This window comes from Acetatifactor sp. (assembly GCF_982438285.1).
This window is the reverse complement of the sequence record NZ_CEWDFQ010000354.1, coordinates 1-3,060: the sequence shown is the minus strand read 5'-3', so window position 1 is coordinate 3,060 and position 3,060 is coordinate 1. Positions and strand designations below refer to the sequence as shown.

3 protein-coding genes are annotated in these 3,060 nt (G+C 49.2%); all 3 read left to right on the top strand.

What is annotated here, in order from left to right; translation table 11 throughout:
* Positions 1-490: substrate-binding domain-containing protein (locus AC1WIP_RS13745; protein WP_481142362.1), on the top strand; the 490-nt coding region annotated here is incomplete at its 5' end.
* A 129-nt stretch (positions 491-619) separates the two neighbouring features.
* Entirely contained in the window at positions 620-2,119 is a 1,500-nt protein-coding gene (locus AC1WIP_RS13740) for a sugar ABC transporter ATP-binding protein (protein WP_481142361.1), read from the top strand.
* A 14-nt stretch (positions 2,120-2,133) separates the two neighbouring features.
* On the top strand, positions 2,134-3,060 hold a 927-nt coding region (locus tag AC1WIP_RS13735), incomplete at its 3' end, for an ABC transporter permease subunit (protein WP_481142360.1).

The window sequence follows — 3,060 nt, the reverse complement described above, 5'->3', positions numbered from 1 at the left end:
TGCAGCACTGACCGCAGCAGGCAAGCCTGAGCTGGAATATTTTGACGCTTCCAATACGGATAAGTACCAGGTTGACCAGGACGGCAACTGGTCCGCAACTGCAGCAAACAACTATATGACCACCAACCTGTCACAGTACAATGAGTCCTCCGGAAATATGATTGAGCTGGTAATCTGCAACAACGATGGTATGGCAGAGGGCGTTATTTCCGCATTAAACGACAGGGGCTACAACCTTGGCGACGGCAGCAGCACTACAATTCCCGTATTTGGTGTTGATGCAACGGATGCTGCAAAGCAGCTGATCGCAGACGGCAAGATGACAGGAACCATTAAGCAGGATGCAGAAGGCATGGCGGGCGCCATTGCACACCTTGCAAAGAACGTTCAGGCAGGAAGCGATTTGATGGCAGACACAGACAGCTACAATATTTCCCCGAATGTAAGCAACAAGATTTATATTCCTTATGGAGTATACACCGGAGAATAAAGGGCATAGCAAAAGCGGCTGCTGCTACGGCAGCGGCTGCTTTTTCGCTGACAGGGCTTTCATCGGCATATCCGGCACAGGAAAGCTTTGTGGGCGGAATCATGGAAACAGACAGTAAGGAGGATGCGTATGGAACGGGAAGTGCTGTTACAGATGACGGACATATGCAAGGAATTTCCCGGCGTAAAGGCCCTTGACCACGTCTCTTTGACGGTGAAGAAGGGCACGGTGCATGCACTGATGGGAGAAAACGGAGCCGGAAAATCCACGCTGATGAAATGCTTGTTCGGCATTTACAGTAAGGACTCCGGAAGTATTTTACTGGAAGGAAAAGAAGTAAACTTCAAAAATTCCAAGGAAGCGTTAAACAATGGAGTTGCCATGGTGCATCAGGAGCTAAATCAGGCCCTGAAGCGCAATGTGATGGATAACATATGGCTGGGAAGATATCCAAAGACTGCAGGGCTTGTGGTAAACGAGCGCCGCATGTATGAAAGCACCAAGGCTGTCTTTGAGGAGCTGGGGATTTCTGTGGATCCCAAAAGAATTATGAGCACCATGCCTGTTTCCCAGAGGCAGATGGTGGAGATCGCAAAGGCGGTATCCTATCATAGTAAGGTGATTGTGTTTGACGAGCCCACCTCTTCCCTTACAGAGGAGGAAGTGGAGCATTTATTTAAGATCATCAATATGCTTCGGGACAGAGGCTGTGGAATCATATATATTTCCCATAAGATGGCGGAGATTTTAAGAATTGCAGACGAAGTTACAGTTATGAGGGACGGAACCTGGGTGGCCACGGAGCCGGCGGAAAAGCTGACCACAGATCAGATTATAAAGCTGATGGTAGGAAGAGAGCTGACAAACCAGTTTCCTCCAAAGACAAACAAGCCGGGGAAGGTGGCTCTGGAGGTGGAAAATCTCACGGCTAGGTATTCTCTCTTAAAGAATGTTTCCTTCCAGGCCAAAAGAGGCGAGATTGTAGGTCTTGCGGGACTGGACGGCAGCGGACGTACGGAAACTTTGGAAAATATATTTGGCGTTGCCACCAGGAAGGACGGCGTAATCAAGCTGGACGGAAAGGTGGTAAGCAATCGGAATGCTAGGGAATCCATCAAAAACGGATTTGCCCTTCTGACGGAGGAGCGCAGGGCAACAGGCATTTTCGGTATTTTAAATATCCGGGAAAACACGGTAATCTCCAGCCTGAAGAAGCATAAGAAGGCGGGCATTTACCTCAGTGAAAAATCTATGGAAAAGGATACGGAGTGGTCCATCAATGCCATGCGGATCAAGACGCCCTCCCAGAAAACCAAGATCAGAGCGCTGTCGGGAGGAAACCAGCAGAAGGTGATTCTTGGGCGGTGGCTTTTAACGGAGCCGGAGGTGCTGATGCTGGATGAGCCCACCAGAGGCATTGATGTGGGCGCCAAGTATGAGATATATCAGCTGATTATTGATCTGGCTAAAAGAGGGAAGGTCGTTCTTATGGTATCCTCGGAAATGCCGGAGCTTCTGGGCGTGTGTGACCGTATTTTGGTCATGAGCGGCGGAAGGCTGGCAGGAGAGGTGGATGCAAAAAATACCACGCAGGAGGAGATCATGGCTCTTGCCGCAAAATATGTTTAGAGGAGGATACGTGCATGAATCCCACGAAAATGTTTCATAACAAAATAGGCAGTATGAAGCAGGGCTTTGCAAATTACAAGAGCCTGGACAGCAGAGACAAGAAAACCTTTTGGAAGGAATTTTTGTTAAACAATGCGCTGTATATCCTGCTGATTATTGCAATTATCTACACCTATATACAAAATCATAACTTTTTGGGCGCCCCGTCCATTGTAAACATCATCAGCCTTTCAGCGGCCAACCTGCCCATTGCCTGTGGTATTGCGGGCTGTATCGTGCTGACGGGAACAGACCTTTCCGCAGGGCGCGTTGTGGGCCTGACGGCATGTATTACCGCATCCCTGATGCAGTCGGTAGATTATGCCACCAAGATGTTTCCCAACCTTCCTGTACTGCCCATTCCGCTGATGATTATCATTGTGATTCTGGTAGGCGGCATCGTAGGCTGGGTAAACGGCTTTTTTGTAGCGAAATTCCAGCTGCATCCCTTCATTGTTACGCTGGCCACCCAGCTGATCGTGTACGGCATTCTGCTGATGTATATCATGATCAATGGAAATAACGGACAGCCCTTGTCCGGTCTGGACCAGCATTTCAACGATGTGGTAAAGGGAAGCATTGTGTCCTTCCAGGCGGGAGGAGCGAGGGTAGCCATACCCAATTATGTGTGGCTGGCCTGCATTGTGGTTGTGCTGATGTGGTTTATTTGGAATAAAACCACCTTTGGCAAAAACATGTTTGCAGTGGGCTCCAATCCTGAGGCGGCTAAGGTTTCCGGCGTAAACGTAATGCGCACCACCATTTTGGTACATACACTGGCAGGCGCTATGTACGGCATCACAGGATTTATTGAGTCCTCCCGTATCGGTTCCAACACCGCAGCCACTGGATTAAACTATGAATGCGACGCCATCGCAGCCTGCGTAATCGGCGGTGTATCC

Coding starts and splice junctions, on each gene's coding strand:
- AC1WIP_RS13740 (WP_481142361.1), top strand. CDS start 620: ATGGAACGGGAAGTGCTGTTACAGATGACGGACATATGCAAGGAATTT.